Here is a 25,722-nt window from a genome sequence, read left to right as displayed (position 1 = left end):
TGACAGTGTTAACCTTTTCTAGTATGGCACCTTGATGCCGTGGTAGCTCTCCTGGACCCGGTAATCCTTGCGGAGCGGCCACCCTTCCCAGTCGTCCGGGCAGAGGATCCGGCGCATGTCGGGATGACCCGTGAAAAGAATGCCCAGCATATCGTATGCCTCCCGCTCATGCCAGTTGGCGGTATGCCACACGCAGGACACGCTCGGTATCGAGCCGCCCTCTCTCGGGCACTTCACCTTCACGGCGATGCGGTGCGGATAGGCGCCGATCGACTCGAGGTTGCAGACGATGCCCAGCTTTTCTTCCTCGGGGTAATCAACGCCCGACAGGCATGCCATGTAGTTGAACTTGAGCTTGGGATGGTCCCTCATAAAGAGGGCGATATCGGTCCAGAGGGCCGTATCCTGCACCTCGAAAAAGGGCATGGTGGGGTTCCTGTCGAACGCCGAAATGGCCTCGCCGAACTTCTCATGGATGACGCTGTATGCCGCCTCGCTCAGCTGCACCTGCTTCGATCCGATTGTTCCTTCTTCCATCGTGGTGGTCTCTCTGGTCTGTTGAAAGTTATGCGCCTGCGGCACTGCGTTCACGCTCGATGTACGGCTGGGGTTCGACGCCCGTTTCGGCAAGTTTCTTCAGGGCATCCTGACGCGACATGCCGATCTGCTCCATGCGGATGAGCTCCTGCACCTTCATGAGGCCGCCGATGAGCGCCTCGGGGCGCGGAGGGCAGCCGGGGACATAGACATCAACCGGAATGACCCGGTCGACACCCTTCAGGACATGATAGCCATGCTCCCAGTAAGGTCCGCCGCAGTTGGAGCAGCTTCCCATGGAAAGCACATAGCGCGGCTCGGGCATCTGCTCATAAAGGCGTACGACACGTTCAGCCATTTTCATGGTGACCGTTCCGGCAACGATCATGAGGTCTGACTGGCGGGGAGAGGAGCGGGGGAAGATCCCGAAGCGCTCAAGATCGTAGTTTGAGGCGTTGGTGGCCATCATCTCGATGGCGCAGCATGCCAGGCCGAAGCCCATCGGCCAGAGCGACGAGAGGCGGGCCCAGTTGAGGACGGCGTCGACAGGCGCCACCAGCACATTGTCCCTGGAAAAACCTGCGTCAAGTAAACCCATGGTAGCGAGGAAAAAAGTGGTTAGGAATCAATCGCGCCCGGCGGACTGTCTCGGTGAAGGCATCTCCGGCATCTTGGGAACAGAAGGGGTCGGCCGTACCCAGTCGAGATCCCCTTTCACCCATGCATATACAAGACCGAGGATCAGGATGCCGGCAAACACAAGCGCCTCGATGAGCGCGAAACTGCCAAGCTGGCGGAATACGGTGGCCCAGGGGAACAGAAAAACGACCTCAACATCGAAGATGATGAAGATGAGGGCAACGACGTAAAAACGGATATTGAACTTGACCCATGCGGAGCCCACGGCTTCTTCACCACACTCATAGGTAGAGTTTTTGGCGGGATTGGGGCGGCTCGGGCGCAGCATGCGGGCGGTGAGGTATCCTCCGGCGACGAAAACGACACCGAGGAGAAGAAAGACGAAAACATTGCCAAAATCACTCAGTGTCTGGTCCATGCTGTTCGGTTTTGTGTTGCACCCTGAAGACGGGTGCGCAAATATAAAAAAAATTCACTTCCGGCCCAGAAAAAATCAGTGCAGGATAATGCTGTACATAGGGTCCGGGAGATCGGGAGCAGAAAGGTCTGAAGTTAACAATTTTAAACTTCAGGGAAAGACAAGAAGAAGAAAAAAATCAGGAGCTCAAGCCTCCCCGCCTCCGATTTTCCGGCTGAACTGTCCCAGCAGCCTTACGAACAGATACACGATGCCTCCCGTCGAGATCACCGAGGCCGCTCCGGCAGCCGCATGCGAACCGGTCAGGGCAACGGCGCGGCCGTTTGAGCAGATCACATTCCCGCTGAATGTTACTCATGTATCAGCCGTGTCAGCATCTGGAGAGGACGCAGGCGGCCTCAGACGAACGCCTTGAATCTCTTCATCACTATCAGCAACCGGCAAATTCCGGGTAGTGTCGTCCAAAGCGGCCTCAATCAGCTTCCGCTCCTTTTCAATTTCCAGCATCAATTCCTGCTCACTGGGCAGGTATTGCAGGTACTTCGAGGCGAAAATCTGCCTCCCCTCGCTCAATACCGAGTATTTCGCAACGGCTTCACCCTTGTCCGAACAGAGAATAAGGCCGATGGTGGGGCTGTCTCCCTGCACTTTAAAGCGGTCCTCGAACAGACGGACATACCCGTCCATCTGCCCAACATCCCGATGAGTCAATTTTCCGATCTTGAGGTCGATGAGCAGAAAGCACTTGAGCATGAAGTTGTAAAACACCAGATCGACATAGAAATCATCATCATCAAAACGTATGTGTTTCTGGCGGGCAACAAAGGAAAACCCCTTGCCGAGCTCCAGAAGGAATGATTGCAGGTTGTCGATTATTGCCTGCTCCAAAGCATTTTCGTGCAGGTTTCTCGAATCGGGCAGTCCGAGGAATTCCAGTACATAGGGAGATTTCAGAATGGTTTCTGCTTCTGCACCCTCACCCGGCAGTCGTTCACGATCGGTCGAAATCAGGCCCGCTTTGCCCCGGTTGGCGATGATTCGCTGATAATAGGAGGATTGAATCTGACGTTCAAGCTGAGCCTTGCTCCAGCCGCATTCGATTGCTTCCAGTTCATAAAACGCGCGAGCCTCTCCATCCTGCACCCGCATCAAAGCACGGTAATGCGACCAGGAAAGCAAAGCGGAAAAACCTTTTAACCATGCATCGCCAAACGGCTGAGCTGTTTCGGAAGACATTAATTCTCTTCCGGATGGGGAGAGTTTTGAGGCCTCATCCAATTCTCTACCGGACGGGGAGAGAATCTCAAGCCGGTCAGCATACACCTGATAAAACCGCCTGAAATTCCATAGAGAAGGTGCGGAAAAACCCTTGCCGTATTGAACGCTCAAACGATCCGAAAGGTTTTCGAGTATCTGTTTGCCATATTCCGCACGCCCCTCACCGCCCTGAAGCTCCTGCACAATCTCCCTGCCGATCAGCCAGTAAGCAAGCACCATATTTGAATTGACCGAACGGACAACATTGCAGCGAGCCTGTTCAAGGATGGAGGCGACCCGTGCGAAGAGGTCACCGGCAATCGGCGGGGTGAATAGTGGAACAGCCGAACGATTATCATGCTTCAGTTTCATTTCATCCTCCTGCCGGCGACACGAATTGTTTGAGGGAAGGTAATTGCCAATTTTTCAACGGCTGGCATGACTCTGATCCACCCATTGCTACAACCAATACCTAAAGCCCTTGCCTCAATTGGGAAAACTTTTCAGAATCGCCTCAAGTGCCAGAGATGCACGAGCACCTACCATCTCTTTCTGTGCGGCATTCATGGAGAGTATCAAACTCAAGCCTCCCCGCCTCCGATTTTCCGGCTGAACTGTCCCAGCTGCCTTACGAACAGATACACGATGCCTCCCGTCGAGATCACCGAGGCCGCTCCGGCAGCCGCATGCGAACCGGTCAGGGCAAAAACGGGCGGCGCGAGCATTGAGCCGAGTGCGAGCAAGACGATGGGAGCCCAGACAAGGGCGAAGAGGACGAGAAGGCCCGTTTTCATTCTGCCTGTTTTCATTCTGTTCATTGTTCATCGAAGAATAGGCTTCCGATCTGGGCAGCCATGTCGGCATCCAGCGTCTTCAGCAGTTCGTATTCCATCCGGAGCGATTTCATGTCGCCGCGCGACACATGGAACATGGCGAGCTTGCGGTGCGGCTCGGGGTTGTCGGGCTCAAGCTCCAGCGCATGGTCAAATGCCGCCCGGGCCTCGTCGTACTCCCCGAGGTCGAGATGCACATCACCGAGCACGCACCAGGTTTCAGCGTAGGCAGGATCAAGTTCGAGTGCGTGGCGGAGCGTCTTCAGGGCCTCCTCCTCCTTGCCGAGCGTCAGCTGCACGAACCCGAGGTGGCGCCATGCCGGAACGAAGCTCCGGTCGAGCACGATCGAACGGAGCAGTTCGCAGCCCGCTTTGCGGTATGCCGCAAGAGCGATATAAGCCATGGCACTGGCGTAGCGTACCTTCGGATCGCGATAATCTTCAAGCAGCAGCTGGTCGAGCAGGACCCGGGCACGCTCGTTCTCCTGCTGCTCCATGCACCGGAGTGCCTCAGCGTAGAGGGCCGGGCCGGAAGGGTTCAAGGCAGAATCGGACATGGCTGGTCAGGGTTTCGGTTCAAGGCTTTCATAAGCCTTCTGGATATTGCTGAGCCGGTTGAGCTCACCGAGCACCTTTCCGGCCAGCCACCCGGCAAATGCCGGTGAGTCATTGATGCAGGGCACATAACGCGACAGAGGGAAGCCGGCTGACTCCAGAAGCTCACGGGCCTGGTACTCGGTTTCACTGTTATCGGCAAAAAAACCGTACGGGAACATCACCACGCCCCGGCACCCCTCCCGCCGGAACTCCTCCAGCGCCTTTTCAACGGTCTCGGAGGTCCACTCCCCTCCTGCCGTGTGGTTCATGCAGCCCTGGCGGATGTCCGTGAAGACGTTCCGGGGGTCCTCCATGATGCGGCGCTTCATCATTTCGAAGAAACGGCCGGTTTCATCGAGCCCGGTAAACACCTTCGGGGGTTGCCCGCGCGGTCGCGGACAAGGGTTCCGTGAATCACGAGCACGAGACCGAGCTTCTTTCGGGACTCCATGAACGAGCTTCCCTCCAGCTTGCTGAAAAGGTGGTCCACGTAAATCCGGTGCAGGGCGTCGTCCGACCAGAACCGGTTCATGAGCCGGACGCTGCTGTATCGGGTGTCGCCGTAAGTATCCTCGACCATCCGGCATGCAACACCGCAGGAAAACGCCGACTCGACGGGGATCATCGGCACCACCACGATTCCATCATACTCCCGCTTCAGTCCGGCGAGCATATCTTCAAGGTAGGGCGGCACGAAATAGTATGCATCGAGCACGTCTATATCCACATCTTCCGGCAGCTCCGGCGCCCGAGTACTGAGACTCTGGCGGAGCTGGGCAGTCTGCCTGCGGTTTATGGCCTGAAGGGACGAACGGTAACCGCTGAGACGCCAGTTGATGAAGTGCTTGATTGAGCGGTAGTCTGCAATAAGGTAGACCAGAAAACGGGGGACCTTGACGATCTGGCTCGTGATTACCTTGAGGATCCGTCGGGAACTCGGCCAGAGGTTGCGGAGGGTAAGCTTCTCCACCTCCCCGTATGTGACCACGACGACCGCGTAGCGTTTTCTCTTCACAGCCCCGTCCACCACCTCAGCTCCACATACATGACCGAGAACCCGATGATGGCTCCGACGAGAGTCTGCATGAAGTTGTGGGCCTTCAGGACCATCCTCGACCACATGAGCAGCGGAACGGCCGGAAGGGCCCAGAGGGCGGCCGGTCCGAACTGCAGGAACAGCAGGGCAACCGAAGATGTGAAGGTGAACAGGTGGATGCTGATCTTCCACTGAAGGGTGACGAGGAGAATGAGTACGGTGTTCACCGCATTGAAGAGGAGGATGCCGCTGAGCAGCCGCGGGGCATGCATCTGCTGCATGAACTCATAGCCGATGGCGTTGACCACCACCAGCACCAGAAGGGGAAGGAAGCGCTGCTCCCGGAACGAGATGTTGTAGTCCGACACCCGGCCGGTCTTCTTCAGGCCGTAAATAAGGGCCATCGGGGCGAAGGTGCTGGCTGAAAAGAGGATTGTGAGGTAGCTGAACCGTTCAGGGTCGGCCCTGAGGCCGAGAAGGATGACGGCCAGATAGGCCGCCGGAGCGACGACCACGGGGCTGATCACCCATGAAACGAAGGTTGCTAGACGATGCTGGTCAAACTGCACGGGCACAGCGGATTAACTCAATGGATTTCAGCGTATTACGCTCTGAAAAGTATTTGGAAAGATAATTTTTAATAAGTTAAAATCCATTTATATATTCTCAATCCTGCGAGAGTGGTGAAATTGGTATACACGCTAGTCTTAGGAACTAGTGCCGTGAGGCGTAAGGGTTCGAGTCCCTTCTCTCGCACCCTTGCCTGCATGCCAAAGTGGCGAAACTGGTAGACGCGCTGGACTCAAAATCCAGTGGGCTAATCCCCGTGTGGGTTCGAGTCCCACCTTTGGTACCACAAGACATATGCACACCGAGGAAGGAATCCCGAAACCCCTTTATAAATAAGGGGTTTCTCTTTTTCCCCTTCGGCTGATTCTGCCATCACCGGCTTGAATCATCAGCATTACAGGACGTCTTTTAGGGGCACATTCTGGATTCGTTTTTACTCACGAACCAAAATACCCCTACAATACCACCCCTAACCGCCCCACTCTACGCCAGGCGCACCTGAAACACCGCCCCATCTCCGAAGCCACATGGGGCGCTCTCATCGAGCCGGAGGGTTCATGCCGACGCCAACGGGACGTATTGCGATTGATTGCCCGGGGCCTCACCGAACAAGGAAGTAGCCGCAGCGCTCGACATCTCCTGCTTTACGGTCAGGGTCCATGTCTCAAACATGCTCCGGCAATGGCTGGTCCCTTCACGTACGTCATTAGCCACCCATGCGCTGAAGCAGGGCTGGAGTTGAATGCTGCCGCCAACTGAATGACCACAACCGCGGAGCAGCTTAACACAGGAGCAAGGCCACGCACATGGTATCCCGACAACTAGCGGGGACGGCAGTTCGCGCAGTTTGTCTCCATGGGGTATCAATGCTTCCTGACGAATAAGATCAAGGGGCTCCTGTCGTTCTTCACCAGGGCATTGGCCGATCCTCCCTGCTGATTGTTTGCGTTGCCGTAAGGGGCCGCATACCATGAAGCAACCATGAAGCAATCATGAGCCGTGCGATATGGACTCTTGTTCCAATATGCACGACTATGGCCGCCCGATCTTTTTCTCCGTCCGCATCGTCTGCCTCCCCGATTTTACCGGCACGGCCGTGAGGGCACCGCCCGCCGTTCACAAAAGCGCACTGTTCAAAAATAACGGACACCGGCGAAAAATGAACATCCGCATGGAACGCCCGACTCACGCCCTGCCCGCCAGGTACTCTGTAACGCTCCCCCAGTCGGGGAACCCTATGCCCCGAAATGTATCAGCTCGCCCTGGAACCGGTCCGACCCGTTGGCGTCGTGGCGGTCGTCGACGAGGAAGTCGCCGATATTTAGGTGCTTGTGGTGGGAGAGGACGAGCCGCTTGCGCGCGGCGTTGCCGAGATGCTTCCTCACCCGGCGCAGCTTGTCGCTCCAGGCCGAGGGGTTCTCCCTAGGGGCGGTGGAGAGGATGTAGGTATCAAAGAGCAGGGAGGCTCCCTGAACGCCTCGAGAGCGCCCTCCATCGGCTCCACCATCAAGCGGAAAATGCCGGGCGCGTCATCGTAGCGCCCCTCGTAACGCCTGAGGTCGTCGGGTTTCAGGGCGTCGATGCCCGAACGGAAATCGACGAGGGTGTTGTCCATGTCAAGGTAGAGGATCTTCTTCATATGCTGGCGGCGTCAGTGGGTTCAGTACATGCTTAACCCCCATAGCATACCGCCGGAGATCGGACAACGGCTGTCACAGCAAAAAAAAGACGTTCAGGCCGCAGGAGACGAACCGGCGGCCATAACCCTCCGTTCGGCGAAACCGGCTCTCACAAATACCCGACGGGGATGGCCGTAACGGTCGAGGTGAGAGGAACATCCCGTTCAACCATGCACAGAACCGCCCCCGGGCCGACAGGGCGGCCGAGCCTGTCCAGTACGCCAAACTGTGTACGGACCGTCTTCCTCGGCGATGCGGTCTTTTTGATTTCAACAGGGAAGAAGGTGTCGCCCGACTCGATGAGCAAATCGATTTCGTTCTGGTCATCGTCACGATAGAAATAGATGCCGCATTCCAGGCCCTGGTGCCAATAGCTCTTGATGACCTCGGCGACGACCCAGGTTTCCAGTATCGCTCCCGACATGTTTCCGGCCTCAAGGGAGGCCGGATCGGGCCAGCGGGTCAGGTAGGAGGCAAGCCCCGTATCAAGGAAATACAGCTTCGGGGCCCTTACGAGCCGTTTCGTCAGATTGGTATGATAAGGCTGCAAAAGGTATACCAGCCCCGACGCCTCCAGCACAGACAGCCAGACCCTGGCCGTCTTGTTGTCGATGCCCGTATCCCGCGAAAGTGCCGCATAGTTCAGGAGCTGGCCCGTACGGGCGGCAACGGACACCAGGAACCGATGGAAGGCCATCTGGTCCGAAATGCGCAGCAGATCCTGTACATCGCGCTGGATATAGGTCTGGATGTACGATCGATAGAACAGGTCCCGCACATCGGGGCCATGCTCGTGCACACGAGGAAACGAACCGATCCAGATCTCCCGGTACAGATCCATCAGCGGCACCGTCCCGGCTTCACGCGAGCGGGCTATCCAGTCGGCAGTCGGAACGAACGGTAGCGACGCTGCCGAACGTCCGGCGAGTTCGGCCCGGGAAAGACCAAGAAGATCCAGGACGGCCACCCGCCCGGCAAGGCTTTCGGTAATGCCGCGCATCAAGTGGAACTTCTGAGAGCCCGTCATCCAGAACATCCCGTTGCGCTTCTCCCGATCGACGATAACCTTGATGGCACTGAAAAGCTGGGGAGCGTACTGAATCTCGTCGATGATCAGCGGAGGCGGCCATCTCTGGAGGAAAAGCGCCGGATCCTCGCAGGCAAGGCTGCGGGCGTCCAGATCATCGAGCGTGACATACCGGCGCCCTGCGGAGGCATGGTCCCCTGCGCACAACTCAAGCAGGGTTGTCTTGCCGACCTGCCGGGGCCCGGTCAGCAGAAGCACAGGGAAACTCTCGCTGACCCTGTGAACCGCTTTCTGTAATGTCCTTTCGTACATGATTCGTGTATATTGGAATTATACCCCAATATACACGACAAAAAAGGAAAGCAGAAATCAAAAGAGTAACCAACCGAACGATCAGCGCGGATACCCGAAAGCCGGGGTAAAATCAGCCTCACCGGCCTCAACGATCAGGATTATGTCTGCCTTGCCGACATCGCCCGCTACAGAGAAATCATCCCGACTGACGACCTGATCGGCAACCGGCTGCGCAACGGCAACACTCTCGAGTTCCTCGGACTCTGGGAACAGATCAACAATCCCGGGTTTAATCCCGTCGAATTCGATCGGTTTAGAATGCAGGCAGGGCTCAACAGCTTCACGCTCACGCCGAAGCAATGGATTGAGCGCACCGGTGCCATCGCCATCCAGTCCAGGGCCGGACGTTATGGGGGCACCTATGCCCACTTCGACATCGCCCTGGAGTTCGCCGCGTGGATCTCGGTCGAGTTCAAGCTCTAGCGCATCAAGGAATTCCAGCGCCTCCGTCTTCTCAATCGCCTTGAGCAGCCCCTCCAGCTGGAACAGCATCGGCTGCAGCAGATACGGCTTCTTGCCAGGGATCCGTACTGTCCGCCATGATCACCACCCTGCCCGCTCTCCCGCCTGCATCATCATCCGCATTCTTCACAAGCGTGCTGTGGTTGCTGTTCCTGATAGTCTGCGCCAGCTCCGACAGAGAGGTCCTTGCGCCTCGGTGCCTCAATGCTCGGATCTCAATTGAATAGCTGGCACCCCCCGCATGGGTTGACTGAACCGGGTACCGGGCTGCGGGCGAATCAGGGTAGCATGACCCCCGGAATCATCAGGAGGGATTCTACCAGCTTTTAGATATATTTTGAATTGATTGAACGAGGTGTGTATTGAGGGGCATTTTCAGGGGGACAAAAAGAACTGCACAGCATAAAAGCCTTACCCCCCATTGATGTTTCGATTCCCACCGTTGGATACAACTAACACCATTCGAAGATCCTCGTAACGATGCAGAGAATGTACTCCCCGTGGCGCGAAACCTACATGCAGTCCTTCAAGGACGAAAAAACACCGACGGACCCCTCGCGCTCGGTGTTCGCCGACATTCCCCCGGAAGAGGACGAAGAGCGCTTCGTGCTTCACCGCGCAGAGCACTGCTTCATCATCATGAACCTCTACCCCTACAACTGCGGGCACCTCATGGTGATCCCCTACCTGCAGACCGCAGAGTTCTCGGGGCTTGACGCGGCAACGAAACTCGAGGTCATGGAACTCACCGACCTCGCCATCAAGGCTTTAGAGCGCACCCTCCGTCCCCAGGGCATCAACTTCGGCGCCAATCTCGGCCGCGTGGCCGGCGGCAGCGTCGACACCCATATCCACTTCCACATCGTTCCCCGCTGGGAGGGCGACACCAACTTCATGCCGGTACTGGCAGACGCCAAGGTGCTGAGCAACGACATGCATGCCCTCTACCGGAACCTGAAACAGGCAATCGGGGACCTGCTCGAAGAATCCGCCGACTAGAGGCTGTGCCGATTGATCCTGTCCCGTTCCTCACCGTCCCCGACCGGTTTACCCCGGAAAAGGGCGACTGCTGGCCGCTCGCCCTTGACCCCGAAACCGGCATCATCAGCCTTCTGGATCCACCGGGTCCGCTTGAGATGGCCGCCCACTACCGCCACAACGCCTACTCACCCCATCTGCAAAAGGCCGAGAGCATTCCTGACAGACTCTACCTTGCGGCATCAGCCCTGCTCCTCCACCGAAGGGCCCGGCTCGTGGCAAAAGGCATCGCCGAGCCGGGAAAAGCCCGTGTGCTTGAAATCGGCTGCGCCCGCGGCACCCTGCTGGAACACCTGGCCCTCCATCACGGGTTCAGCCGCAGCAATATGATCGGCATCGAGCCGGACCCCGCCTCGGCATCGTTCGCCCGTGAGCGCTTCAAACTCACCCTCTACCCTTCACTCAGCGACCTTCCTCCGCTTTCCGGGCCGTTCCAGCGGATCGTGCTCTGGCATGCGCTCGAACATCTCCCTGAGCTTGATGCCGCCCTCGGACAGCTCTCCCGGCTCCTCGCCCCCGAAGGCCGTCTCCTTATCACTCTCCCCAACCCCTCCGGACTTGACGCAGCCCATTACGGTCCAGACTGGGTGGCGTGGGATGCCCCGCGCCACCTGTGGCATTTCCCGTCGGGGACGCTGGAACGGCTGGCAGAAACATACGGACTGAGGCGGATGACATTCAAGGCGTGGGCGCCCGATGCCCTCTTCAATGCCTACATGAGCGAGGAACTGCGGTGCAGGAGAGGAAAACAAGGAATGCACGCCGCAAGAAAAGCGCTGGCGCTTCTGAAGGGCGGGCTCTTCGCCCTTCGGGGCATGCTGAAAACGGAGGACGGGGCGGGCATTGTCCGGGAGTTCCGGAGAGGAAAAGAAGCTCCCGGCGTTCAGTTCTCCCCGCCAGGAGATGGCGTGCGGCCGAGCGAACGATCAAGCGCAACATCTGCTGAAAGGCAGTCGTAGACCGCCTGCAGGTAGTTGGTACGGGCTTTGTTCAGCTGCAGTTCGGCGTCCGTCAGTTCAAGGCGTGAACCAACCCCTTCACGGAACCGCAAGAGCGAGATCCGGTAACTCCGCTCCGCCATCCCGATGGTCTTCGACTGCACATCAATGCGTTTGCGGGCCTCCCGCATATTCGAGAGTCGCACCTCCAGCTCAGCCAGCACGTTGGCCTTCAGGTCCTCGAGCCGCGCCATGGACTGAAACCTGGCAATCTTTGCCTGCTCCACCCTCGCACTGATCCGGTACCCGGTGAATATCGGCAGGCTGAGCTGAAGACCGACCGACGAGGAGACCGGCCAGACGGAGTCCTCAATATAGGTATCGTCGTTGAAGGCGGTCTGGGAAGCAAGTTCGCCGAAGGCGGTCAGCGTGGGGAAGCGCTCGGCCCGGGCTGCACTGATTTTTTCACGCTCTGCCTCAACCTGCAGTTCGAGCTGGCGGACGTCCGGCCTTGCCCGGAGTGCTTCACGCCAGGCAATGGCGGCATCGGCGGGATAGGTCGCCACCGGAACCGAGAGCGAGTCGGTCAGCAAAAGCGGAACGGCGGGATCAAGGCCTATTGCGTTCTTCAGGCGGGTCAATGTGTTCAGGACCCTGTTTTCTGCCTGGATGAGGTCGGGGCGGAGGTTTTCGACCGAGAGATAGGCTTTCAGGGTATCGATGTCGGCTGCCACGCCCTGACGGAACATCGCCCCGGTATCCTTCCGGGCCTCTTCCCAGCGCTCGATGCTGTCCCGCACGAGCTGCAGCTGGTCACGAGATATGAGCGCGTCGAAATATGCCATCCTGATGTCGGCAACGACCACCGATTCAGCATCGCGGTATGCCTCGGCACTGATTTTCTTCACGATCCCGGCACCCCGGATGCCGGCAAATGCCGCACCGTTGAAGATGGACTGCTGCAGGTCCAGGGTAGCCTTGCCGGAGTTGTCGGCACTGATGTTGATCGGCGTGAATCCCGACTGATTACCCTCGACGGCTCCAAATGATGAGGGGAAAAAAAGCACCGATGACTTCAGCGAGCGGGTGTAGGTGAACCCGGAGCTCAGCTGCGGAAGGATCGGCGACCATGCCTCACGGACTTTTGCCGCGCTCATGTCGCATTCAAGCCGGGCGATCTCCAGCCGGCGGCTCTTCTCCATTCCTATGCGGACGGCATCGGCGACCGACACCCGGAGGGGGGCATGGAGGGGTGCCTGGAGGGTATCGGGGGAACCCGGCGCTGCATGGGCAACGAGAGGCATGAGCAGGGCGCAGAGAAGAACCGTAAGGGTGGAAAAGCGGAACATCGGCGTTCAGGAATTTGTGGTTGCGTTCCCGGTGTCCGGGGCACCGTACCGGTCGTCCCAGAGCGAGCGGAGGCGTTCGGCGAGATACTTCTCCCTCCCCTCTTCGACGGGGCGGTAGTAGGGTTTTGGTTCCATACCGTCCGGGAAATACCGTTCACGGACAAAATGGTTCGGAAAATCGTGCGGGTAGCGGTAACCGGCCCCATAGCCCTCCTGCTTCATGAACTTCGTCGGGGCATTGCAGAGGTGCTTCGGCACCGCAAGGTCCTGCAGCGAGGCAGCCTCCGCAAGGGCCTGGTTGACGGCAATGTATGATGCGTTCGACTTCGGACACGATGCCAGATAGGTCACCCCCTGGGCAAGGTTGATGCGGGCTTCCGGCATGCCGATCAATGTAACCGCCTGAAAAACAGATACGGCGAGGGTTATGGCGTAGGGATCGGCGTTGCCGATATCCTCGCTGGCGAATATGACAAGGCGCCGGGCAATGAAGCGGGGATCCTCTCCCCCTTCAATCATGCGGGCCAGCCAGAACAATGCGGCATCGGGGTCGGAACCCCGCATGGACTTGATGAAGGCAGAGACCGTATTATAGTGCGCCTCCCCGCCATGGTCATAAATCGGGGCACGGTGCTGGAGCGCGCGCTCAAAGAGATCCCTGCCGATAAGCGCCGGGTCCTCATCCTCCGCAATAAGCAGAAACGCAGCCTCAAGGGCGTTGAGTGCCTTTCGGGCGTCACCTCCCGAAAACCGGAGCAGGAACTCCATGTCCTCCACCTGCACATGGCGGTCCCGGAACAGCGGATCGACTGAAAGGGCCCGGGTAACGACCAGGCGGATGTCTTCAGGGCCGAGGGATTTAAGGGTATAGACCTGCATCCTGCTGAGCAGGGCGGCGTTGACCTCGAACGAGGGGTTTTCCGTAGTCGCGCCAATCAACACCACCACACCCTGTTCAATGGCGTGCAGGAGCGTATCCTGCTGCGCTTTGTTGAATCGGTGGATCTCGTCTATGAAAAGCAGGGTGCGGATCCCTCTTGCCCTTGAGGATGCTGCGTTTTCAAGCACCCTGCGCACGTCCTTCACGCCGGAATCGATGGCGGAAAGCTGCTCGAAACGGAAGTCGAGCGCCGAGGCGCAGATTTCCGCAAGGGTGGTCTTGCCCGATCCGGGAGGCCCCCAGAAAATCATGGAGGGGAGCTGCCCCCCGCCGAGAAAGCGCCGCAGCGGCCCCATGGGGCCGACAAGGTGCTCCTGGCCGGCCATCTCATCGATGCTTTGGGGCCGAACCCGCTCGGCAAGCGGCTGGAACGCGCCGGCACCCGAAGAGGGCGGAGGTGAGCCGAAAAGGTCCGGCTGGCTGTTTATCGGAACTGCCACCTAGAACCCCCGCTCCTGCAGCCATGCTTCGCTGATGACCGATTCCCCGGATGGATGAGGGCCGGCACCGGTTTGGCGCGCCACATATTTGCCAAGGATGTCGAACTCCAGGTTGACCCGGCTCCCCGCCACGAGGGCGTTAAGGGTAGTATGGGCGAAGGTATAGGGAATGAGGGCGACGGTGAAACGGAGCCCATCGAGACGCGCAACCGTGAGGCTGACTCCGTCGATGGTGATGGAACCGGCAGAAACGATCAGGGGGGAGAACGCTTCGGGGAAGGTGACCGAGATCTCGCGGCTGCTTCCGAGATCACGTATCGAGGATACCGGAGCGGTGCAGTCGACATGGCCGAGGACAAAATGCCCTCCGAGCCGGTCGATGGGCCGGAGCGCGCGCTCAAGGTTCACCAGCGAGCCCTCATGGAGGTCTCCGAGGCTCGTTTTCTTCAGCGTCTCCTCGACGGTATCGACCTCGAACGAGCGGTCATCAATAGAGACCACTGTCTGGCAGGCTCCGTTGATGCTGACGCTTTCATCGACCGAGAGGCCTTCGAGGCTCTCTGCTCCGCTGTAACGGACACGGAGCCGCAGGCCCCCCTTGTGACGGGAAAGCGCCTGAACGCGGCCGACATCCTTTATTATTCCGGTGAACATTGCTTTCCTTCCTGTTTGCAGTTTTCCCCAATATATCGCCCCGCCCGTTGCCGGCAAAGCCGCACAACGAAAGAGTGCCGGCTTCACGGCCGGCACCACACACACTCTCTCTCTCTCTCTCTCTCTCTGGATAAAAACAGAACCTCAGCTCACTGCAGTGCCTTGAGGGCTGCTGCGTAGTCGGGTTCCTGCACGATTTCAGGGACCTGCTCGCTGTATGCCACACGACCGTCTGCGTCGACTACGACCACGGCTCGTGAAAGCAGGCCCTTCAGCGGTCCGTCGGTCAGGGTCACACCATAATCGCGGCCGAACTCGGGGGAACGGAACACGGAAAGCGCAATGACATCTTTCAGCCCCTCAAGCTCGCAGAACCGGTTATGGGCAAAGGGAAGGTCAGCTGAAATACAGAGCACGACGGTGTTGTCGAGTGCAGCGGCCTCCTGGTTGAAGCGCCTGACGGAAGCAGCGCAGACTGCTGTATCCAGACTCGGGAAAATGTTCAGCACCATCCGGCGTCCGGCAAAATCAGCAGGACCGGCTTCACTGAGATCGGTTTTCACGAGGCAGAAAAAAGGAGCTTCAGTGCCGACGGCCGGAAGGGTTCCGGATGTGTGTACAGGGTTGCCCTTGAGGGTGATGGTGGCCATAAAAAAATCATTGATTGGTTTGAAAAAAAAAGACTCCGAGGAGAAACGAACCGTCTGTCGATACAGAGAGTTCCCCTCATTCCCCCGGAAAAACCTGATACCAGCCCTCCACGGCGGCAACCCGCAACGGGACATCGAACAGTTCAGAAAGAAGCGGAGCGGTGAGCATGGCCTCTTTCGGACCGTCGGCAACAATGCGCCCATCCTTCATATGCACCACCCGGCCGATTTCGGGAGGTATCTCATGGACATGATGGGTCACGAGAAGCACCGTTTTCTCCCGCTGCATCAGCCGGCGAAGTGTCTTGAGGTAGTGGAATGCGGCATTGAGGTCAAGTCCGGAGGTCGGCTCATCGAACAGCAGGAGTTCAGGGTCCAGAAAGAGCGCACGGGCGAGAATGAACCGCCGCTGCTCACCGGTCGAGAGGTCACCAAACCTGCGCTCCCGAAGGCCACCGAGACCGAGTTCTTTCATGAGTACTTCCGCCCGGCTCATCTCCTCGGCGCTGAACTCCTGATGCGCCCAGGTACCGATGCTCGCCCGGGCCCCTGAAAGCACCACATCGAGACCCCTCGTTCCCGGGAGGTAGTGCGACTGCATGTCATGGGAGATGATGCCCTGGCGCCGGCGAAGCAGGTTTACATCCCAGTTCCGGCGGCCGAAGACCTCAAGGGAGCTCTCCGCCATATCGACCGGGTAGAGCTCGCAGGCTGCAAGCTGCAGGAGCGTGCTCTTCCCCGATCCGTTCGGACCGAGGATTGCCGTATGCACCCCGGACTCCTGCTGGAAAGAAAAACCGGACAGCACCCGCCTTCCGCCACGGTATGCGGTGACGCTGCGGATGTCGATAGAGAGTTCCTTCACAACGCACCCCTATTTCCAGAGGCCGCTGCCTTTAGAAAATGCGAACCTGCCCGCCCCGAGAAAAAAGATGGCGAGGGAGCCGAAAAGGAACAGCGCTTGAAGCTCAAGGACGTAGCCGCCGTGCTCGGAAAAAGAGGTAAGGTCCTTCATGTGTGCCAGATAGACGGCCATCACCATGACGAATACCTCGGTAAGGGCGGCAAGACGGGTATAGAGGCCGAGGACGATGAAGAGCGGAGCCAGGATCTCACCAACGAGGATGCCGTGGGAGAGATAGGCCGGCAGGTCGGCCTTTTCCAGCATCCCGGCAAGGAAAGCGTAGCCGTGCTGGAGTTTATGCACCCCATGGAACAGCATCAGGCCGCCGACAGAGATGCGCAGCAGGAGTTTACCCAAGTCGCTGTTATTGACAAAACGCTCAAGCATCAAAAGTCTCCCGGTTGTTTATGATTGGAAATAGGCTTCAAGCAGGATGTCCCGGCCAAACGCCTTCGATTGCCCGAACTCGAGCTGGACGGCCCCGGAGGGAGCCTCGACAGCGAGGGGTGCGAATGAGGGGAGGGCGTCAGCGCCGAAGAGTTTCGGGGCGATGAACATCAGCAGCTTGTCGGCAAGGCCGGCACGGACAAATGCGGCTGAAAGCCGGCTCCCCGACTCGACAAAGAGAGAAAGCACTTCGCGCCGGTGGAGTTCCCGGAGCACCTGAGAAAGATCGAGCCCTCCCGGGACCTCACGGGTGAATACCACTTCAATCCCCTTCTTTTCGGCTGCCGAGGCCTCCGGGGTGCCCTGCATCCTGCCGGCGGCAAAGACGAGGGTCGGAGCGTCGCTGCTGAAGACGGGAGCGTCGAACGGGACCCGGAGCCCGGAGTCCAGCACCACCCGGAGAGGACTCGGCCCATCCACGTCACGGACAGTCAGCTGCGCGCGGTCCAGAAGCACGGTCGCCGCACCGGCGAGCACGGCATCATACGTGCTCCGGAGGCGGTGGACCTCCCTGCGGGCTTCGCTGCCGGTAATCCATTTCGATGCGCCATCAGCAGTTGCAATCCGTCCGTCAAGGGTTTCGGCGATCTTCAGGGCCACGAACGGGCGGCCTTTAGTATGACTCGTGATGAACGCCTCGTTCAGGCGCAGGCACTCAGCTTCCAGCACCCCTTCATAGACATCGACCCCGCTGTCCCGGAGGCGCATAATCCCCCGGCCGGCAACCTTCGGGTTCGGATCGCGGCACCCGACAACGACCCGGGGGATTTTTTTCTCTATGATGAGATCGGAACAGGGCGGCGTGCGCCCGAAATGGGAACAGGGCTCAAGGTTCACGTAGAGGGTGCTGCGTGAAAGGAGTGACGGGTCACAAACTGCGGCAATGGCGTTCACTTCGGCGTGCGGTCCGCCGCACTGCATATGATACCCCTCCCCGATGACCGAGCCATCACACACGATGAGGGAACCGACCATGGGGTTCGGGCTGACGGAGCCGGCGCCCTGGAGTGCCAGCTCGATGCATCGGGCCATATAGCCGGCATCTGCCTCTGTCAGCATGTGCAGCCCTTATCACGCTCTTCAACATGCACCTGCACCAGCCTGATGCCCGAAAGGCGCAGGAGTTCGGCGATATGCTCGATCTTGTAGGGCTTGTCGTAATAGATGGTCTTGATGCCCACGTTGATGAGCACCTTCAAACAGTGTATGCAGGGGCTTGCCGTGATGTAGATGTCGGAGTCGCTGATGGAGACCCCGTGCTTGGCCGCCTGAGCGATGGCATTGATTTCAGCATGGATGGTATTCACGCAGTTCTCCTCCACCGTCCCGTCGGGATGCGTGCTGCGGTAGATCCTGCAGTTGGTCTCGTTGCAGTGCGGAAGGCCGGAGGGCGCACCGTTGTATCCTGTAGAGAGGATGCTGTGGTCGCGCACGATGACCGCGCCGATATGGCCCCTCGTGCAGGTGGCCCTGCGGGAAATCAGATGAGCGACGCTCATGAAATATTCATGCCATCCCAGTCTTTTTTCAGTCCCCGGGCTCCCTTCTCCCCCGTCTCCGCCGCAGCAGCAGCCGCCAGTAGTCTCTTCGGCCATAACCCTTTTATTTTCAAGCATTCGTGAAAGAAACCCGACATTTTTTCTAAAATAGAGAAAAAGATCGTCGACACGCAACCTTTCGCCACCGATGCACCGCAATTACTTTACCCTCCTTCATGCACAGGGCGAGCTCCAGCGGGCGCTGGAGGGCGGTTCACTCGAAGGCATCCACTCGCAGGCAGAGGGAGAAATGACCCTCAGCTGCACGACCGCCACCGGCGAACCCCTTGAACTCGTCATCTTCACCCGCAGCCCGCAGGTATCCATCTTCACCCGGCACGGGCACCACCGGAAAAAAATCAACAGCGCAACCCTCTGGAACGAGGTTGCGGAGATGAAAATAAGGGCAGTAGCAATGCACCCCCGGGACAGGGAGCTCTGCATCAGCCTTGAGGACGGCTCCGCTCTCGCCATTCAGGTGTTCGGCGCAAAAACAGCAGTCCTCCTCCTCTCCCCCGACGGCCGGGTCCAGAGAACGTTCGGAAAAGAAACCGTGCCGCCACACCCGGACATCCCGGGAGAAGACAAGCCCTCCATCGCAGTCGAGCTCCAGCGCCTGGCCGGGTCACAGGAACTGTTTTACCGGCACATTGAGCGGAATGCAGAAAGCGGCAGAAAGCCGGATGCCGGACTGCCGGGATTCGACCGGGCGCTCGGGCGGGAACTGCTCCGGCGCAGAGGGGGCGACACCTCGATAGAGAACCTCTTCCTGCAGTTCAAAAGTCTTGCTTTTGAGCTCATGAACCCTGCGCCGCATCTTCTTGCTTCAGCATCAGAAGCGCCGAAGTTCAGCATCCTCGCCTGCCCGGCTGCCGGAGGGCAAGCGGCAGAAAGCGTCCTTGAAGGGCTCAGGGCATACAGCACCGCAACCCTCAGAAGGATGAACACCGAGGGAAAAATGAAGGAGGTGCAGGGCGCCATTGAAAGCCGCCTGAAAAAAATCAGGACGGAGCTCGAAGCAATGGACCCCGAGGCTCTGGAGGAACTTGGCGCAACGCATGAAACCTTCGGACACCTCCTTATCGCCTCGCTTTACAGGGAGCGCACCGACCCCTCGTCGATAACCGTCGGGAACATCTTCCGGGAGGGCACCCCCGACCTCACCATCCCGCTTCAGCCGGAACTCAACCTGCAGGAAAACGCTGCCCGTTACTTCAGAAAAGCCGCCAAAGCGAGGAACAGCAGGGAGGGCATGGAAACACGGAGAGCCGAGCTGGAGCGGCAGGAGGCAACAATCAAGAAGGAACTCCTTCGCTCCATGGAACCCGGGAACCCCCACGAAGCAGCACGCTTCAAAAAGGAGCTGCAGCAGCAGCCCCTGACATCGGTCCTCCTGACGGGAAAGGGCAATAAAAGCGCAGCCACGCCCTTCAGAACCATCATGATCTCCGACAGGGCGACACTCTTCATCGGCAGAAACGCACAGAACAACGACCTGTTGACCTTCAAGCATGCAAAGCCGGACGACATCTGGCTCCACGCCCGGGGAGCCTCCGGATCGCACTGCGTGCTGAGAGGATCGGGACCGGATCATACCGATGAAATCCTCAAGGCCGCCTCCATAGCCGCCTGGCATTCGTCCGCCAAACATTCCGGCCTGGTCCCGGTCATCCAGACCCTGAAAAAACATGTCCGCCGGGGAAGGAATCTTCCCGCCGGCCAGGTTGTTGTTGAGGGCGAGCGAGTGCTCTTTGTGCACCCGTCAAAAGACGGCAGCCAGCCAAACCCCTGACCACCCCCAAACAACATCCCTCAAGACATGGAAAACTTCAAACTCGTTCTCCCCGAACACCTCAACCACTACGGGTTCCTCTTCGGCGGCAACCTCCTGAAATGGATCGACGAGGTCAGCTACATCGCCGTCACCCTCGACTACCCCGGCTGCAACTTCGTCACCGTGGCAATGGACCGGGTCGAGTTCCGCAAAAGCATCCGCGGCGGCACCATCATCCGCTTTGAAACCACGAAGAAGCGAGTCGGACGCACTTCGGTGGAGTACACCGTGCAGGTCTTCACTGAAAAAATAGAGAATCGTGAGCGGGTCATGGCCTTCAGCACCAACATCACCTTCGTCGCGGTTGACGAAGAGGGCAATAAAACACCGCTGCCGTGTTAGCTCTGTGAGAAGGAAGGGTGCTCTTAGGGAAACCCTTTACCGGCTTGAGCGGAAAACGGCGGTGGTCAGGCTGATGGTCAGCGTAATGCCGATGACGGCAATGACGCCATCAGCCATCCATATAGCCACGGCAGCTGGAAGCACACCCCACTCGGCCATATTCTCGCCGGTAATCATCAGCGCCCAGTAAAGCACAAAAAAGAGAAGGGAGAGCACTGCGCCGATCCCGAACCCTCCCCTGCGGGCAAGAACGCCGAGCGGCGCGCCGATCAGCACAAACACGAAGCAGGCAAACGCGAGAGCATATTTCTTGTGGTATTCGGCCATGTAGCGGTTGTAGAGCATCTGGTTCATGTCGATGACCTTCAGCTCACTCTCCACCAGACCGAGCTGTCGGTCAATGTATCCGGCAACAGCCGTGACAGCACGGACATTGCTTCCGCCCCTGACTCCCGGATAGTTGACGGCATTGGATGGGGCGACAACCGAAATGGCCTGCTCGAACATGTCGATCGGCATGCTGATCTTTCGCTCGGCCACCTCTACCTGCTGACGGTACTCCTCGGCAACCGAGAGCAGTTCGCGGGCTGACAGCTCATGGCCTCCCGAACGGGCCCGGTTCTCTGAACTTCTGGAAAAACCGAATCCGGTCGACTCAAACACGAACCGGTGCCGGTCAAATTCCATCTTCCTGTAAAGCCGGTGTCCGGGAACCTGCACCTCATGGATCTGGCCATCGGAGAGGGTCATGACAAGGTAGCGACCGTCAGCGGAAAAATCGATGAGGCCGTCCTTTGCGGTGATGACACTCCGGTAATCATTCCGGGTCGCATCATAGATGATGATGTCGCCGATACTGCCGGTTTTTTCGTCGGCCTGCTGCACCAGGATGGAGTAGCCATCGACGAGAGGTGAAAAAGCGTTTTCAGTGATTCCGAATGTGGGTTTTGCCTTGGCGATGTCACTCATCAGCGACCGCGCCTTGTATTTGACCTGAGGCTGAACCACGTTGTTGAAGCGTTCAACAAGAAGAGAGAGCAGGAACCCGACAATGACAACAGGCAGCATCAGCCGGTAGAGCGAAAGGCCCGAAGCCCTGAACACGGTCATTTCAGAGGTGGTCGTCAGGGAGCCGAACGCCATGACAACGCCGATGAGCACAGCCATGGGAGCTGCAAGCCCCACCATCCAGGCGGACTGCAGCGCAAGCAGTTCAATGAGCGACATAAAGTCGATCCCGCGACCGATGAACCGGTCTGCGAAATTAGCAAAGAACTGGAGGATGAGGACGAACATGATGGTCAGGAAGGCAAGGAAAAACGGACCGAGGAGGGACTTGAGTATATAGCGGTCGATGATTTTCATATGCGGGGTTCCTGTTTGGGGGAATATACACAAAAAACAAACCGCAAGGGACCCCCGGGATGCCCCGGCCCTCAGGTTCGGATCGAATAAAAAAAAGGACTTACAGGTGGCCCCCGTAAGTCCTTTATGCAATCCGGTACACTCAACCCGAAAGTCCGTTCATTCCTCCTCGCCGTACTCTTCTGCATTCAGCCAGTGATCCAGATCAGCGCCTTCGGGTTCACCGCTTTCTTTCCAGAGAAAATAAGCCGCAAGCCGAATCCGCTCTTCCCGCTCTTCCTGCGTTTCAGCAGCCCTCTCAAACGTTTCATCTGACATTGTAGTGTATTTTTGATTTAGCCATCGTCACGAACGGTACAGCATTATGCGTACTGCAAGAAGCAATACGCACCATCCATATTATTGAAGGGGTGCTGATTTAGCAAGGCCGCTCATGTGACGATTGCGCAAACTGAGAGAGACAGGGGTCGCCGGGTTCAGCAGATCCGGCTCCTTTTCAAGGGAGGTATCGACGCTGCACCCCTTCACCTGCACAGTCATCATGGAACAGGGATGAAAAGCAGGTGTACTCGAAAGGAAGATCTACATTCAAAGCACCCTTGAAAGCACCGTTCAATCGGTCAGAAATGAAGAAAGGGTTTACAGGAAAACCCGTAAACCCTTATCTTATATGGTGCACTCGGTAGGACTCGAACCTACAACCCACTGATTAAGAGTCAGTTGCTCTACCATTGAGCCACGAGTGCATGAAACCTTATTTTGCAGGCATCTGGGGAAGCACCGGTACAGTGCCTGCCGGCTGCTGCTGGGGAAGGGCCGGGGCCTCTTCCTGCAGAATGCTTTTGCGTCCCTCAGCCGTTCCGCTCCGCTGGGGCAGTGTAAATTCCGCGATGAAGCAGAAAACCATGACCACACCTGCGAGCACTGCCGTCACCCTGCCAAGAAAATCACCGGTACGACGGACGCCGAGCGTCTGCACAGTGCCGAGACTTGCGATGCCGCCGGTCAGGCCACTGCCGCTTTTCGGGTTCTGCAGCATGATGACCCCGATGAGCATAAGCGAGGCAAGCAGAGCCATAATCACGATAAAGACATGCATTGCCAGCCGCTTTAATTAATTCGCAAATATCGTATCTTTCAACTGAACAGGACCTAAATTTAGAAACTTTTAAAAAAATAGCAAGCCGTGTTTTCAGATGCAGGGAAATTCCTTGTCATTGCCGGCTCCGCGGCTGTTCTATGCGGTCTTTTTCTCCTGATACTTGCAAGGACAGGCCATACGGACCTGTTCGGATGGATTGGAAGGATGCCTCTCGACATACGGATTGAGCGGGAGAACTTCCGGCTCTACTTCCCGCTCGGAACATCCCTCATCCTCTCTGCCCTCTTCTCCCTCATCATCTATCTCATCAACAAATTCAACCACTGATACCCGCCATGCCCGAAGCATCCACCAGCGCCCCCAGACAGGCCACCGTGACGAGAAAAACAAGCGAGACAGACATCAGCGCAACCCTCTCTCTTGATGGTACCGGCACGAGCTCCATCCAGACCGGCGTCGGGTTTCTAGACCACATGCTTACCTCCTTCAGCCGCCACTCCCGCATCGACCTTGCCGTCATCTGCAAGGGAGACCTGGAAGTGGACGACCACCACTCGGTGGAAGATGTCGCCATCGTTATCGGCAGCGCCATCCTGCAGGCTCTGGGTTCGTGTGCCGGCATAAGGCGCTTTGGTTCGGCACTGGTGCCGATGGATGAATCGCTCGCCCGTGCGGCAGTCGACCTCGGAGGACGCAGCTTCGCTGTGGTCAAGGCGGAATTCGGTCGCCCTGTCATCCAGGGCATGTCTACTGAAATGGTCGGGCATTTTTTCACCTCGATCGCCTCGGGACTGAAGGCCAACATCCACATTGCAGTCCTCGACGGCCACAACACGCACCACATGATCGAAGCCATGTTCAAGGCGTTCGCACTGGCGATGAAAGACGCCGTCCGTATTGAGGGAGGCGGCATCCCCTCTACCAAAGGGGTGCTGTAGCAATCGCCTCACGGCCGGACTTACCGGCAGCCCTGCTGAGCATTACAGCTCAGAGAGTTTTTATGTCCGTTTGCACTCGACCAGATCAATCAATCGCTCACAGGCATTCAGTGCCGTTTCGTAAGCAATGATTTCATCGTCACGAGCGAATGACATATCCTGCACGAACGATTGATAGGCTTTTTTCCAAACAGCTGTTTTGAGCGCTGTCATAACCCGACGAAGCCGTTGCACTAAAGGAATATGACTGCGATTCAAATCATCCGTCATGGCTTGTCGAACAAGGTTTTGAAATGCCCCGTTCGAAGTAATCATGGGTTCCAGTGCCGCCATGTCATGAACATGCCGTATGAGGGTTTTATCCTGGCTTTCTTCGTCATCAAGCAGCCTCCATGATAGCGCACTGAGTTTATCGGCAGCTATTTCGACCGGATGGACATACGGCATTGAGCCGATTTCGGCGGGCTGTTGTTCAGTGAGCCCCAGAAGAGATTGAACCTGTTGAAACACAACGGGTATTTTGGGCGGGACAAAGCGAACCTCTACCCGGATGTGTTTTCGTAAGCGACGGCTGGTCGAGAATGTTGCCCCATAATCAAGTTCCAACGAAAAAAATCTACTCTCATCGCTTACCATTGGTTCCGCGACAAGCGAAAATCCTTCATCGAGCAGAGTCTCAATTATTGTTTTACGCGTTGCTCGATACTGTGTGCGCCCTGCCGGTTGTATTGTGGCTTTGAAATCCACATCCTCGGAAAACCGCTTGATCAGACCTGCTTTGGCCAATGATGTCCCCCCGCCAAAAGCCAGCTGCAATCCTTGACTTTGCAGGCCATTCAGCAATCGAAGCGCTCGAACGACATGCCAATCTTTTTCAATGAAGGCTTCATCAGTCGTGACGAGTACGCCGGCAGCACGCTCAATGGCTGATTTTTTTGGCAGCAGCTGATTACGTGACATGCTCAAACTTCATCGTGTACCCGTTGTATCCAATGCGGCGACGAACACGCTTGCGGACGCCGATAGTGCGTCCCGTTGGGACTTGCGTGCTTTTGCCCTCGTTGTAATCGCGTTCCGTTGCCGTAGGACCTGTGGGGATGCCCATTTTTTGCATCGCCTCAACGGCCAGACTATTGAGGCTTTTGGGAAGGGCTGGCTGTTCATCAAGCGGCGATACAGCAGCGCGGACATAAATCCCTTGACCTATTTTGATAAGCCGCCCCTCTTTGACGAGACGAAGCAAGCAGCGGCCAACCTGATCGTACTTGCCGAGATCCCGAAAGTCCTGACGCAGCACGACAGCATTGCGCTTGCGATCAATGCGCGAGCGAACCTGGGAGAGTAGTGTTGTTCGAAAGCTTTTCATATTGTCAGTTTACGACATATTGCATACCGAAACAACATGTAAATAAATCAGTTAGGTCTAAACAAACACAAACCATTCCCCCATTGAAGGTTCCATTGCCCGGGCTTTCGTCCATGTGCGCGGATCCCTATCCCCTGCCCTTTCTGCTTTCACCGGCTATCGGCTGGCGGCAATGCGCCCGCCGTATTACTCATGGCTGCAGGCCGGCACACCCAGATCGCCTTGCTTGAGGGTCATGAGAGCCATGACGGCCATGACGGCCATGACGGCCACAACACGCACCACATGATCGAAGCCATGTTCAAGGCGTTCGCACTGGCGATGAAAGACGCCGTCCGTATTCAGGGAGGCGGCATCCCCTCTACCAAAGGGGAGCTGTAGCAATCGCCTCCCGGCCGGACTTACCGGCAACCCTGCTCTATGCACATCAAGCTCATGAACGCGAACAGGACAGGACAATAAAAAAGA

Annotated in this window: 30 protein-coding genes, 3 tRNA genes and 4 pseudogenes; 11 read left to right on the top strand and 26 right to left on the bottom strand. The window is 57.7% G+C overall.

What is annotated here, in order from left to right; genetic code table 11:
- Positions 1-18: 18 nt before the first annotated feature.
- From A3K90_RS04940 to A3K90_RS04900, 10 genes are all read right to left on the bottom strand, one after another.
- The gene (locus A3K90_RS04940; RefSeq protein WP_303681450.1) at positions 19-537 is read right to left on the bottom strand and encodes an NADH-quinone oxidoreductase subunit C; all 519 of its coding nucleotides are present in this window, start codon (positions 535-537) and stop codon (positions 19-21) included.
- Positions 538-565: 28 nt separating this feature from the next.
- Positions 566-1,135: an NADH-quinone oxidoreductase subunit B gene (locus A3K90_RS04935; protein WP_303681449.1), complete on the bottom strand. Its 570-nt coding sequence runs from the start codon at positions 1,133-1,135 to the stop codon at positions 566-568.
- A 27-nt stretch (positions 1,136-1,162) separates the two neighbouring features.
- Positions 1,163-1,594, bottom strand: a complete 432-nt coding sequence (locus A3K90_RS04930; protein ID WP_303681448.1) for an NADH-quinone oxidoreductase subunit A — start codon at positions 1,592-1,594, stop codon at positions 1,163-1,165.
- A 186-nt stretch (positions 1,595-1,780) separates the two neighbouring features.
- On the bottom strand, positions 1,781-1,930 hold the full coding sequence (locus tag A3K90_RS04925) for a hypothetical protein (protein WP_303681447.1): 150 nt from the start codon (positions 1,928-1,930) through the stop codon (positions 1,781-1,783).
- A gap of 18 nt (positions 1,931-1,948) precedes the next feature.
- Positions 1,949-3,223 (bottom strand): YhcG family protein, encoded by a 1,275-nt coding sequence (locus A3K90_RS04920; RefSeq protein WP_303681446.1) that lies wholly within the window; start codon positions 3,221-3,223, stop codon positions 1,949-1,951.
- 209 nt (positions 3,224-3,432) lie between these two features.
- Positions 3,433-3,660, bottom strand: coding sequence for a hypothetical protein (locus A3K90_RS04915; RefSeq protein ID WP_303681445.1), 228 nt, complete (start codon positions 3,658-3,660; stop codon positions 3,433-3,435).
- Positions 3,661-3,665: 5 nt separating this feature from the next.
- A complete protein-coding gene (locus tag A3K90_RS04910; protein ID WP_303681444.1) occupies positions 3,666-4,241 on the bottom strand; it encodes a tetratricopeptide repeat protein in 576 nt (191 codons plus the stop codon).
- A 6-nt stretch (positions 4,242-4,247) separates the two neighbouring features.
- The gene (locus tag A3K90_RS10305) at positions 4,248-4,613 is read right to left on the bottom strand and encodes a ferrochelatase (RefSeq protein ID WP_369690411.1); all 366 of its coding nucleotides are present in this window, start codon (positions 4,611-4,613) and stop codon (positions 4,248-4,250) included.
- On the bottom strand, positions 4,610-5,296 hold the full coding sequence (locus tag A3K90_RS04905) for a ferrochelatase (protein WP_369690410.1): 687 nt from the start codon (positions 5,294-5,296) through the stop codon (positions 4,610-4,612). Before A3K90_RS04905 ends, A3K90_RS10305 begins: the two co-directional genes overlap by 4 nt.
- Positions 5,293-5,886: a phosphatase PAP2 family protein gene (locus A3K90_RS04900; RefSeq protein WP_303681443.1), complete on the bottom strand. Its 594-nt coding sequence runs from the start codon at positions 5,884-5,886 to the stop codon at positions 5,293-5,295. The genes A3K90_RS04905 and A3K90_RS04900 overlap by 4 nt, the downstream gene beginning before the upstream one ends.
- A gap of 105 nt (positions 5,887-5,991) precedes the next feature.
- On the opposite strand from A3K90_RS04900, the gene A3K90_RS04895 reads away from it, so the two are divergent.
- The 3 genes and pseudogenes from A3K90_RS04895 to A3K90_RS10300 form a co-directional block, all read left to right on the top strand.
- Positions 5,992-6,073 (top strand) — tRNA-Leu (locus tag A3K90_RS04895).
- A gap of 13 nt (positions 6,074-6,086) precedes the next feature.
- A tRNA-Leu gene (locus tag A3K90_RS04890) sits at positions 6,087-6,173 on the top strand.
- A 278-nt stretch (positions 6,174-6,451) separates the two neighbouring features.
- Positions 6,452-6,629 (top strand): annotated as a pseudogene (locus A3K90_RS10300) (response regulator transcription factor); the annotation flags it as partial.
- A 443-nt stretch (positions 6,630-7,072) separates the two neighbouring features.
- On the opposite strand, the pseudogene A3K90_RS10295 reads toward A3K90_RS10300, so the two are convergent.
- Positions 7,073-7,526, bottom strand: a pseudogene (locus A3K90_RS10295) (hypothetical protein).
- A gap of 149 nt (positions 7,527-7,675) precedes the next feature.
- Positions 7,676-8,905, bottom strand: a complete 1,230-nt coding sequence (locus A3K90_RS04875) for an ATP-binding protein (RefSeq protein WP_303681442.1) — start codon at positions 8,903-8,905, stop codon at positions 7,676-7,678.
- Positions 8,906-8,995: 90 nt separating this feature from the next.
- Here A3K90_RS04875 and A3K90_RS10290 point away from each other — a divergent pair.
- The 3 genes and pseudogenes from A3K90_RS10290 to A3K90_RS04860 all read left to right on the top strand — a co-directional run.
- Positions 8,996-9,367, top strand: a pseudogene (locus tag A3K90_RS10290) (KilA-N domain-containing protein); the annotation flags it as partial.
- 522 nt (positions 9,368-9,889) lie between these two features.
- A complete protein-coding gene (locus A3K90_RS04865) occupies positions 9,890-10,408 on the top strand; it encodes an HIT domain-containing protein (protein WP_011357484.1) in 519 nt (172 codons plus the stop codon).
- A gap of 5 nt (positions 10,409-10,413) precedes the next feature.
- The gene (locus tag A3K90_RS04860; protein WP_303681440.1) at positions 10,414-11,406 is read left to right on the top strand and encodes a class I SAM-dependent methyltransferase; all 993 of its coding nucleotides are present in this window, start codon (positions 10,414-10,416) and stop codon (positions 11,404-11,406) included.
- Here the strand turns inward: A3K90_RS04860 and A3K90_RS04855 are convergent.
- From A3K90_RS04855 to A3K90_RS04820, 8 genes are all read right to left on the bottom strand, one after another.
- Positions 11,331-12,734 carry a TolC family protein gene (locus A3K90_RS04855; protein WP_303681439.1) on the bottom strand — a complete coding sequence of 468 codons (1,404 nt, stop codon included), beginning with the start codon at positions 12,732-12,734 and terminating at the stop codon, positions 11,331-11,333. The genes A3K90_RS04860 and A3K90_RS04855 overlap by 76 nt on opposite strands.
- Positions 12,735-12,740: 6 nt before the next feature.
- Positions 12,741-14,114, bottom strand: a complete 1,374-nt coding sequence (locus A3K90_RS04850; RefSeq protein ID WP_303681438.1) for a replication-associated recombination protein A — start codon at positions 14,112-14,114, stop codon at positions 12,741-12,743.
- Positions 14,115-14,768: a riboflavin synthase gene (locus A3K90_RS04845; RefSeq protein ID WP_303681437.1), complete on the bottom strand. Its 654-nt coding sequence runs from the start codon at positions 14,766-14,768 to the stop codon at positions 14,115-14,117.
- 149 nt (positions 14,769-14,917) lie between these two features.
- Positions 14,918-15,418: a thiol peroxidase gene (gene tpx, locus A3K90_RS04840; RefSeq protein WP_303681436.1), complete on the bottom strand. Its 501-nt coding sequence runs from the start codon at positions 15,416-15,418 to the stop codon at positions 14,918-14,920.
- Between the two features lie 76 nt (positions 15,419-15,494).
- Positions 15,495-16,283: an ABC transporter ATP-binding protein gene (locus tag A3K90_RS04835; protein ID WP_303681435.1), complete on the bottom strand. Its 789-nt coding sequence runs from the start codon at positions 16,281-16,283 to the stop codon at positions 15,495-15,497.
- A gap of 9 nt (positions 16,284-16,292) precedes the next feature.
- Positions 16,293-16,709: a DoxX family protein gene (locus tag A3K90_RS04830; RefSeq protein ID WP_303681434.1), complete on the bottom strand. Its 417-nt coding sequence runs from the start codon at positions 16,707-16,709 to the stop codon at positions 16,293-16,295.
- Between the two features lie 18 nt (positions 16,710-16,727).
- Positions 16,728-17,828 carry a bifunctional diaminohydroxyphosphoribosylaminopyrimidine deaminase/5-amino-6-(5-phosphoribosylamino)uracil reductase RibD gene (gene ribD, locus A3K90_RS04825; RefSeq protein WP_303681433.1) on the bottom strand — a complete coding sequence of 367 codons (1,101 nt, stop codon included), beginning with the start codon at positions 17,826-17,828 and terminating at the stop codon, positions 16,728-16,730.
- A complete protein-coding gene (locus A3K90_RS04820) occupies positions 17,822-18,364 on the bottom strand; it encodes a dCMP deaminase family protein (RefSeq protein WP_303681432.1) in 543 nt (180 codons plus the stop codon). The genes ribD and A3K90_RS04820 overlap by 7 nt, the downstream gene beginning before the upstream one ends.
- A 91-nt stretch (positions 18,365-18,455) precedes the next feature.
- On the opposite strand from A3K90_RS04820, the gene A3K90_RS04815 reads away from it, so the two are divergent.
- Complete coding sequence (locus A3K90_RS04815) at positions 18,456-20,099, top strand: NFACT RNA binding domain-containing protein (RefSeq protein ID WP_303681431.1); 1,644 nt, start codon at positions 18,456-18,458, stop codon at positions 20,097-20,099.
- 27 nt (positions 20,100-20,126) lie between these two features.
- Entirely contained in the window at positions 20,127-20,483 is a 357-nt protein-coding gene (locus tag A3K90_RS04810) for an acyl-CoA thioesterase (RefSeq protein ID WP_303681430.1), read from the top strand.
- 36 nt (positions 20,484-20,519) lie between these two features.
- Here the strand turns inward: A3K90_RS04810 and A3K90_RS04805 are convergent, their stop codons facing one another.
- From A3K90_RS04805 to secG, 4 genes are all read right to left on the bottom strand, one after another.
- The gene (locus A3K90_RS04805) at positions 20,520-21,848 is read right to left on the bottom strand and encodes an LptF/LptG family permease (RefSeq protein WP_303681429.1); all 1,329 of its coding nucleotides are present in this window, start codon (positions 21,846-21,848) and stop codon (positions 20,520-20,522) included.
- 159 nt (positions 21,849-22,007) lie between these two features.
- Positions 22,008-22,166, bottom strand: a complete 159-nt coding sequence (locus tag A3K90_RS04800) for a DUF2934 domain-containing protein (RefSeq protein ID WP_303681428.1) — start codon at positions 22,164-22,166, stop codon at positions 22,008-22,010.
- 353 nt (positions 22,167-22,519) lie between these two features.
- Positions 22,520-22,594: transfer RNA gene (locus tag A3K90_RS04795), tRNA-Lys, on the bottom strand.
- 8 nt (positions 22,595-22,602) lie between these two features.
- Positions 22,603-22,947 carry a preprotein translocase subunit SecG gene (gene secG / locus A3K90_RS04790; protein ID WP_011357471.1) on the bottom strand — a complete coding sequence of 115 codons (345 nt, stop codon included), beginning with the start codon at positions 22,945-22,947 and terminating at the stop codon, positions 22,603-22,605.
- 87 nt (positions 22,948-23,034) lie between these two features.
- Between secG and A3K90_RS04785 the strand changes: the two genes are divergently transcribed.
- Both A3K90_RS04785 and hisB read left to right on the top strand, forming a co-directional pair.
- Entirely contained in the window at positions 23,035-23,277 is a 243-nt protein-coding gene (locus A3K90_RS04785) for a DUF2905 domain-containing protein (protein ID WP_303681427.1), read from the top strand.
- An 8-nt stretch (positions 23,278-23,285) separates the two neighbouring features.
- Positions 23,286-23,888: an imidazoleglycerol-phosphate dehydratase HisB gene (hisB, locus tag A3K90_RS04780; protein ID WP_303681426.1), complete on the top strand. Its 603-nt coding sequence runs from the start codon at positions 23,286-23,288 to the stop codon at positions 23,886-23,888.
- A 60-nt stretch (positions 23,889-23,948) separates the two neighbouring features.
- Here the strand turns inward: hisB and A3K90_RS04775 are convergent, their stop codons facing one another.
- A complete protein-coding gene (locus A3K90_RS04775; protein WP_303681425.1) occupies positions 23,949-24,848 on the bottom strand; it encodes a nucleotidyl transferase AbiEii/AbiGii toxin family protein in 900 nt (299 codons plus the stop codon).
- Entirely contained in the window at positions 24,838-25,254 is a 417-nt protein-coding gene (locus tag A3K90_RS04770; RefSeq protein WP_303681424.1) for a DUF6088 family protein, read from the bottom strand. Before A3K90_RS04770 ends, A3K90_RS04775 begins: the two co-directional genes overlap by 11 nt.
- A 264-nt stretch (positions 25,255-25,518) precedes the next feature.
- Here A3K90_RS04770 and A3K90_RS04765 point away from each other — a divergent pair.
- A pseudogene (locus tag A3K90_RS04765) lies at positions 25,519-25,635 on the top strand (imidazoleglycerol-phosphate dehydratase); the annotation flags it as partial.
- Positions 25,636-25,722: the final 87 nt, after the last annotated feature.

Origin of the sequence: Pelodictyon luteolum, assembly GCF_001622165.1 — a bacterium.
Classification (GTDB): Bacteria; Bacteroidota; Chlorobiia; order Chlorobiales; family Chlorobiaceae; genus Chlorobium; species Chlorobium luteolum_B.
Note: the sequence above shows the minus strand (reverse complement) of the source record. Positions and strands in the feature narration are given on the sequence as shown.

Excerpts from the sequence above, each read along its gene's own strand:
- A3K90_RS04940 (WP_303681450.1), bottom strand. The coding sequence starts at position 537 with ATGGAAGAAGGAACAATCGGATCGAAGCAGGTGCAGCTGAGCGAGGCG.
- A3K90_RS04935 (WP_303681449.1), bottom strand. The coding sequence starts at position 1,135 with ATGGGTTTACTTGACGCAGGTTTTTCCAGGGACAATGTGCTGGTGGCG.
- A3K90_RS04930 (WP_303681448.1), bottom strand. The coding sequence starts at position 1,594 with ATGGACCAGACACTGAGTGATTTTGGCAATGTTTTCGTCTTTCTTCTC.
- A3K90_RS04920 (WP_303681446.1), bottom strand. The coding sequence starts at position 3,223 with ATGAAACTGAAGCATGATAATCGTTCGGCTGTTCCACTATTCACCCCG.
- A3K90_RS04915 (WP_303681445.1), bottom strand. The coding sequence starts at position 3,660 with ATGAAAACAGGCAGAATGAAAACGGGCCTTCTCGTCCTCTTCGCCCTT.
- A3K90_RS04910 (WP_303681444.1), bottom strand. The coding sequence starts at position 4,241 with ATGTCCGATTCTGCCTTGAACCCTTCCGGCCCGGCCCTCTACGCTGAG.
- A3K90_RS10305 (WP_369690411.1), bottom strand. The coding sequence starts at position 4,613 with ATGATGAAGCGCCGCATCATGGAGGACCCCCGGAACGTCTTCACGGAC.
- A3K90_RS04875 (WP_303681442.1), bottom strand. The coding sequence starts at position 8,905 with ATGTACGAAAGGACATTACAGAAAGCGGTTCACAGGGTCAGCGAGAGT.
- A3K90_RS04865 (WP_011357484.1), top strand. The coding sequence starts at position 9,890 with ATGCAGAGAATGTACTCCCCGTGGCGCGAAACCTACATGCAGTCCTTC.
- A3K90_RS04855 (WP_303681439.1), bottom strand. The coding sequence starts at position 12,734 with ATGTTCCGCTTTTCCACCCTTACGGTTCTTCTCTGCGCCCTGCTCATG.
- A3K90_RS04845 (WP_303681437.1), bottom strand. The coding sequence starts at position 14,768 with ATGTTCACCGGAATAATAAAGGATGTCGGCCGCGTTCAGGCGCTTTCC.
- tpx (WP_303681436.1), bottom strand. The coding sequence starts at position 15,418 with ATGGCCACCATCACCCTCAAGGGCAACCCTGTACACACATCCGGAACC.
- A3K90_RS04830 (WP_303681434.1), bottom strand. The coding sequence starts at position 16,709 with ATGCTTGAGCGTTTTGTCAATAACAGCGACTTGGGTAAACTCCTGCTG.
- ribD (WP_303681433.1), bottom strand. The coding sequence starts at position 17,828 with ATGCTGACAGAGGCAGATGCCGGCTATATGGCCCGATGCATCGAGCTG.
- A3K90_RS04820 (WP_303681432.1), bottom strand. The coding sequence starts at position 18,364 with ATGGCCGAAGAGACTACTGGCGGCTGCTGCTGCGGCGGAGACGGGGGA.
- A3K90_RS04815 (WP_303681431.1), top strand. The coding sequence starts at position 18,456 with ATGCACCGCAATTACTTTACCCTCCTTCATGCACAGGGCGAGCTCCAG.
- A3K90_RS04810 (WP_303681430.1), top strand. The coding sequence starts at position 20,127 with ATGGAAAACTTCAAACTCGTTCTCCCCGAACACCTCAACCACTACGGG.
- A3K90_RS04805 (WP_303681429.1), bottom strand. The coding sequence starts at position 21,848 with ATGAAAATCATCGACCGCTATATACTCAAGTCCCTCCTCGGTCCGTTT.
- A3K90_RS04800 (WP_303681428.1), bottom strand. The coding sequence starts at position 22,166 with ATGTCAGATGAAACGTTTGAGAGGGCTGCTGAAACGCAGGAAGAGCGG.
- secG (WP_011357471.1), bottom strand. The coding sequence starts at position 22,947 with ATGCATGTCTTTATCGTGATTATGGCTCTGCTTGCCTCGCTTATGCTC.
- hisB (WP_303681426.1), top strand. The coding sequence starts at position 23,286 with ATGCCCGAAGCATCCACCAGCGCCCCCAGACAGGCCACCGTGACGAGA.
- A3K90_RS04775 (WP_303681425.1), bottom strand. The coding sequence starts at position 24,848 with ATGTCACGTAATCAGCTGCTGCCAAAAAAATCAGCCATTGAGCGTGCT.
- A3K90_RS04770 (WP_303681424.1), bottom strand. The coding sequence starts at position 25,254 with ATGAAAAGCTTTCGAACAACACTACTCTCCCAGGTTCGCTCGCGCATT.